Genomic DNA, 6,708 nt, shown 5'->3' on the forward strand with positions numbered 1-6,708 from the left:
GCTGTGTTAAAATTTTTAAAAGACTAACTGGTCTAAAATGTATATGGTACCTCACACTAATTCTTGTTTTTAAAAAAAATAAGGTGCTTTTATTTAAACAAAAAGACTCTTATTATAAAAATTTAAAATATCTTGATAAATCTCCTTTTTAATTGGCTCATTCAAAATCTCATGACGAGCATTTGGATATAATTTAACTTTAACTTTTTTTCCTACCTTTTTATATAAATCAACAGTCTTCATAACCATCTTTACATATTTCCCAACTGGATCATCAGCACCTGCAATAAATAGTAATGGCAAGTTATCTGGTGTATTTTTAATATTTTTCTTATTTGTAATAAACAACAATCTTGTAAACATATCTTTAAAAGCACTTGTTGAAAAAACTTGTCCTGTTAATGGGTCGGTTGCAAAAGCTTCTTGAACTGTTTTATCTGTTGATAATCATTCAGTTCCTAAATTGCCTTCTTTTTTATAACGAGCATTTAATGGCGCATAAGAAAATTTATAAATAAAATTATCCTTTGATTTTGGTCCTTTCATTTTTTGCCCAATTTTAGCAATTATAACTGAAAATTTTAACAATCGTTTTGAGTAATGTGCTGTCCCACAAATAACTAATGCCGCAATATTTGTGCCATATTTTATTGCATAATGACGTACCATAAAAGAACCCATTGAATGACCAAACATTACAATTGGTTGGTTTGGATAACTTTTTTTAATATAAGTTGTTACTTCATATAAGTCATCAATAATTTTTTCTCACCCTTCTTCTTAGGCAAAGAAACCAAGATCTTCGGAAGACAGAGCTGTTTTTCCATGCCCACGATGATCTTCAGCAATGACAACATAATCATTTGCTACTAAAAATTTAGCAAAATCATCATAACGAAAAGCATGCTCTGCACTACCATGAACTAGTTGAACAATCCCCTTAATGTTTTTATCATTATCAGGTTTCCATTCATACATATGTAATTCAACACCATCCCGTAAGGTATGTTTCCATTCTCTAAATTTCATTTTCATCATCTTTTCAATTTAGCATAAAAATAGTTTTTTACTCTTACAATATTATCCTTCCTAATTAATGTATAAGTAAATTATACAATAAATTTCTATAAACATTTGAATAACTCAATCCTCACTCTAAAAATATTAGCTAATCTATTATAAATAAATTTATGATTTGCAAATAAAAAAGTGTTTAAAATAAACACTTTTTTATTTGCCTTGATTACCAGCACGATGAAGGTCACGGAATGGACCATCAACTGCAATTAACTCATCATACTTACCATTTTGAATAATTCCTTGCCCTTTTCCTAAGACAAAAATTTGATCAACATTTTTAATTGTACTTAATCGGTGCGCAATTGAAATTGTTGTTTTACCAACCATAATTTTTTCTAACTCAGCTTGAATTTCTTTTTCCACAATATTATCTAAAGCACTTGTTGCTTCATCTAAGATTAAAATTTGTGGGTTCTTTAAAATCATTCGGGCAATAACTAGGCGTTGCTTTTGTCCACCTGATAACATAAACCCTCGTTCTCCTAAAATAGTATTATAACCATCTTTTCAACCCATTACTAAATCATGCAGGTTGGCTTTTTTACAAGCTTCAACTACTTCTTCATCTGTTGCATTAAACATTCCATATTTAACATTATAAATTACATCCCCAAATAAAATTTTTGGTTCTTGTTCAACATAACCAACATGTGTTAAATAACTTGCTAAATTTAATTTTTTTAGATTAGTGTTATTAACAATAACTTCCCCACTCGTTGGATCATAGAAACGTAATAATAATTTTGAAATTGTTGATTTACCACTTCCAGTTTCTCCAACGAAAGCATAACTTTTTCCTTTTTCAAATGTAACTGTTGTTTTAGGTAAAATAATAACACCTGGTTTTTCAGGGTATTCAAAAACAATATCTTTTAAAATAATATCACCTTTAACTTCTTGTATCTCAGGCGCATTACGGTTTGGATCAATGGTTGTATCAACACGAATTAATTGAATAATTCGTTTTGTTGAAGCTGTTGCACGTGCTAATCCTGGAACTAATCCAGTTAAAGTTCAAATTGGAAATGCCAAAGTATTAACCCCTATAATAAAGGCTGGCAAAATTTTCATAATACGATTAGTATGTTCTGCTCCTTTATTACCATATAAAATAATACTTGCTAAAACAACAATCACTGTTAAACTTAATGCACATAAAATAATAATTGTTGTCATTCGTGCTTGAATACGATTTAAACGACGATTAACACGGTAATATTCTTTATGAATTTGTTCAAAACGAACACGTTCATATTCTTCTGTCCCTGTTGCTTTAATTAACGCAATTGATGAAATTCGATCGGTCACATCTCCATTAACATCTGTAATTTTAGCACGAACATTTTCTGTTTCTGATGCTTGTGAACGGAAAGTTACTGCGACAGCAACCATAAATAATGCTGTTGATCCTAAACAAATCAATGCTAATTTTCAATCAATATTTAATAATGAAATTGCACTACCAATAAATATAATTGGAATACTAATTAAGTTAGCTGGGGTTAATTGTGATTCATCCCCAATAACTTGTGTATCATTAATTAATTTAGTCATTGTTTCTCCAATTTTTTTATCAGAATAATAACCAATGTTTAAATTAACTAAATTATTTAATACCGCATTACGAACATCAATTTCAATATTCCGCCCTAGCATTCCACCTACTCGTTCACGAATATTTGTTGTAATTACGGCAATTAATAAATCAACACCAATGATAATTAATCATATATATCATCGTAAGCCTGTTGTGACTGAACTTGGATCATCTCCAAATTCAAATAAAATTTCACTCATTAATTGGTTAATTAAAAAAGTCATTATAACAATTGAAGTTGAACTTAGTACTAATGCAAATAAAATTGTAAATGAACGTAATAAATAACGACGGTAATAAATTGCAACTAACTTAAAAAAACCAATTCGAGGTGCCTTGATTCGTTTCATCATTTCTAATGGCGTTTCTTGTTTACGAGCTTGATTTTTTTCATGTAATTCATTGTAATCTAAATTCTTTTCAATTTTATTAATATCAATTAATTCTTTAATTTTCCCCATAACCTCACCTCATTTCTTAAAAAATGCGAGCTTAATATTTGCTCTCTTATCAATGTATTATATCAAAAAAAAATAAAAACTTTTTTAAAATTTTAAAAAAGTTTTTATACATATATTCCATATCGATCAACTAATTGTCTTGTTCGTTGTTCTAATAATAAAAATAAAGTAGCGTTTATAATATATTTAGCGGTAAAAATTCCAAAGAAAATTCCGATAAAAATTAAAGTATGTTGTCATGACTCAAAAATAGATGCCATCCCACTATTATCGTGGTCATGATCATGGCCAGCATGCGCAACAGTAACTTGATTAGACCAATCAATCGGATTACTTATTATATTCCCTGTCGGATCTAATATCTTCAAGCTATAGTGTAGAACATGAGCATGGTCAGCATCTGGATGAGTATGACCCATATTTATTAAAATCTTTGCAACAATTAAAAATGAAATTGTTTCAATTAAAGCACATACTGGCACTATAATAGTAAATGCCAAGATTTTTTTCCCTCATTTAATATTAACAATTTTATGATGATGGTCATGCACTTTTTTAACATAATGATATTCATGAATAGTATGGTCAGCAACATTTTCTGGAACAGTAATTTTATGACAAGCATTAAATAAAATATAGTAAACAAATCAAGTTACGAACACAACTAAGATATTAGAAATCATAAAGAATGCCATTTCAAGTCAAGTATGATGCCCATCAATTAAATTATGAATTCAAGGTAATGCAATTCCTTCTAATAAAGCAAATCCCAATCCAACAATTGCAATTGAATAAATAATTACTAAAGTATCAAAAAATCGTAAACCAAATGTTGCCCCCCAAGGAGTTGGAACACTAAAAACCTCTAATAAACTTAATCCAACGACCATCGCTAAAAAAATCGCAGAAGCAGCAATTTTAAACGTAATTGACCTCTGATTATATAATTCCTTATGAAAAACTGACTTTTTAATCCGCGTTCAAATCTTATCATTTTGCACTGTTAAAACATCGTTAGTATTTTTTTTCATTTCTTTTTTCCTTTCTTATTTATAAAAATTATAATTTATTTTTATAAAAAGTCAAGTTAAATTATTAGTTTTATAAAAATAAATTATAACTACCTAAACAAAAATAAAAATAGATTAATATCTATTTTTATTAGTAAAGTTACAACATCATAACCCACGTTCTGTTTTTTATTTTCTGAAATAAAATACTAGTTATTTATCTATCAATTATTAAATTGATCCCCTTGTTTTTTCTGCTTCAAAACAAGAAGTTCCCTTACCAAAATTTAGGTTTCTCGCTTGTGGGGTTTACCCGTTCCATTTTTTAAATTTCTTTAAAAACTCGTTTCTGTGGCACTTTTATAGAAAAAACTCCATATTAAATAATAACGTAGGATTTTTTTCAGCCGTCATAAGTAACCTTATGCCTAATTTTATGAATTAAATTAGCACAAACACTACAATCATCACAGATTGTGCGAGCGTGGAGTTTCCTCTATTAACAGGATGTTAATAGCAACTAGTTCTGTTATAACTCATGTATATTATACTATATCTTAATACTATATCTTAGAAATTAATTAAATAAATCTAATCGTTATTTATTTTTCCTTCTAAGTTATGAATACGCTTTATTAAATCCGCTTTTGAAAAACCTTCTTCTTCTAAGCGGGCTTTTTGAGCTTTTGTTTCATCAAGCTGAGCTCTTAAAACATCATTTTTATCTTGCAAATCATTTAATTGTTGACGCAAGTACTTGATTTCCTTATTAAAGTCATTTGTAAATCCTTCAAAAACTCGATAATCTGTCGCAACCATATCTAAGAATGTATCAACTTCATTTGGATCATAGCCTTGATAATCAACTTGGAATTCCTTATTAATAATATCCGTTGCTCGTAATTTAATTGTTTTCATTTTTTACACCTCATTTGCAAGGAACAAACTTTCTTTTTTGATAATTAATTATAATTAATTATTGAAGGAGGAAACAAAAATGTATCTATCCAATAATCGTGGCATGTTTTTAGAATCTTTACTTAATTATACTATTCAAAAATATTTTGATAATAATACTGGTCTTTTTTTTAAACGACCAGTAAATATTACCCCGCTTGAAAAACAACAGCATTTAATCACAAAAAGTTATTTTAAAACAAAAACTGGATGTGATTATTATGAACTTTATCAAGGTTATTATATTGAATTTGAAGCAAAAGAAAGTACTCAACAAAAATTTAATTTAAACAATCTTAAGACCCATCAATTACAACAATTAGCATCAGTTAATAATCATCATGGCATTAGTTTTATTATTATTTACTTTCATTATTATGATCGTTATTTTATTTTATCATATCAAAAATTAATAGAGTGAATAAAATTAATGCCAACAAAACAAATACCACTTTCATATTTTATTGAAAATGGCCATGAACTTTTTTTAGTTTTTCCTAATTTTCTTGATTTCGAACCAATTGTTAATCAATTAATCAATTATATTTAGTTAATGATTTTGGTTTATTTTTAAGATAATTATCAATAAACTTCAGTAATTCTTTAAAAGTTAGTTTTGCATTTTGATGATTATTAATAATTAGGGTTAATTGAAAATCAGAAATTTTATTTTCTAAATAAGTATTTAAAGTTGCTTTTTCGTGTTCATTTAAAGGATACTGTAAAATTTGATTTACTTGTTCAAATAAAATCTTTTTTTCAACATTTAATTCTAGGTTTTCAATTGCAATAATGATCTTATTAAAAATTGGGGATAAATCCATTTCTAAAACACCTTTTTTCATTTTAATATCAATAAAACCAGCTTGTTTCAAATGATCTAACATCTTTTTTGCTTGAGCCTCACTAAAATTAGAATGATTTTCAATTTCTAATGGCGTAATAAACTTTTTATCAGAAGAAGAACAGTTCATAATCAACATGATTAATACTAACTGTTTTTCTGACAAATTTATTAATTTATAATGACTTAACAAAAAACGTCACTTATTAATACTTCCTTTGTTAAATAAACTATTTAACATAACAATTAAATCTTTCCTAATTGTTAATTATTGTTTAAATCAGTTTTTAATTGTTTACCTGCTTTAAATTTAGCTGATTTAGAAGCTGGGATTTTAATTGTTTCTCCTGTTGATGGATTTCTTCCATCTCTTGCTGCTCTTTCAGTTACAGCAAATTTCCCAAATCCTGCAATTGAAACTTCTTTTCCAGCAACTAAAGCATTTTTAATATGATCAAAAACAAAATTTGTAATTTCTTCTGCGTGTGTTTTTGATAACACATCAGTAAATTTTTCTGCAATTTGTGCTGCTAGTTCTTTTTTTGACATAATTACACCTCTTCTAATAAACCTTGTATAAATTTAGGTTTATATTATCTTACCCAATTTTTATAAAAATGTATACCTTTTTAAACAAAAACATTATTTTAATAAAGTTTTCTGCTTTGATAAAGCATTTTTTAAAATAATCAATGCTACAATATTAGACTTCTTGCATAACCTAGTTATTTTAAAATTCCTATAAAATATATTTAAAAT

At 27.3% G+C, this 6,708-nt stretch carries 6 protein-coding genes, 1 other RNA gene and 1 pseudogene; 1 reads left to right on the top strand and 7 read right to left on the bottom strand.

All coding sequences use genetic code 4. The features are described from left to right. Positions 1-93: 93 nt before the first annotated feature. From BST80_RS03260 to BST80_RS03280, 5 genes and pseudogenes are all read right to left on the bottom strand, one after another. Positions 94-1,038: pseudogene (locus tag BST80_RS03260) on the bottom strand (alpha/beta fold hydrolase). Between the two features lie 192 nt (positions 1,039-1,230). Further along, positions 1,231-3,138 (bottom strand): ABC transporter ATP-binding protein, encoded by a 1,908-nt coding sequence (locus BST80_RS03265; RefSeq protein ID WP_415745953.1) that lies wholly within the window; start codon positions 3,136-3,138, stop codon positions 1,231-1,233. A 104-nt stretch (positions 3,139-3,242) separates the two neighbouring features. Then, on the bottom strand, positions 3,243-4,169 hold the full coding sequence (locus tag BST80_RS03270) for a hypothetical protein (protein ID WP_415745954.1): 927 nt from the start codon (positions 4,167-4,169) through the stop codon (positions 3,243-3,245). Between the two features lie 145 nt (positions 4,170-4,314). Continuing rightward, positions 4,315-4,680: RNase P RNA component class B (gene rnpB, locus BST80_RS03275), an RNA gene on the bottom strand. 59 nt (positions 4,681-4,739) lie between these two features. After that, positions 4,740-5,066 carry a DivIVA domain-containing protein gene (locus tag BST80_RS03280; protein WP_415745955.1) on the bottom strand — a complete coding sequence of 109 codons (327 nt, stop codon included), beginning with the start codon at positions 5,064-5,066 and terminating at the stop codon, positions 4,740-4,742. A 79-nt stretch (positions 5,067-5,145) separates the two neighbouring features. On the opposite strand from BST80_RS03280, the gene BST80_RS03285 reads away from it, so the two are divergent. Beyond that, positions 5,146-5,655: a Holliday junction resolvase RecU gene (locus tag BST80_RS03285; protein WP_415745956.1), complete on the top strand. Its 510-nt coding sequence runs from the start codon at positions 5,146-5,148 to the stop codon at positions 5,653-5,655. Here the strand turns inward: BST80_RS03285 and BST80_RS03290 are convergent. After that, positions 5,630-6,190, bottom strand: a complete 561-nt coding sequence (locus tag BST80_RS03290; RefSeq protein WP_415745957.1) for a DnaD family protein — start codon at positions 6,188-6,190, stop codon at positions 5,630-5,632. The two genes, BST80_RS03285 and BST80_RS03290, sit on opposite strands and share 26 nt — an antisense overlap. Before the next feature lie 23 nt (positions 6,191-6,213). Beyond that, positions 6,214-6,498, bottom strand: a complete 285-nt coding sequence (locus BST80_RS03295) for an HU family DNA-binding protein (protein WP_114565281.1) — start codon at positions 6,496-6,498, stop codon at positions 6,214-6,216. Between the last annotated feature and the right edge of the window lie 210 nt (positions 6,499-6,708).

It is taken from the genome of Spiroplasma sp. Moj, assembly GCF_016082285.1.
GTDB classification, from domain to species: Bacteria; Bacillota_I; Bacilli_A; order Mycoplasmatales; family Mycoplasmataceae; genus Spiroplasma; species Spiroplasma phoeniceum.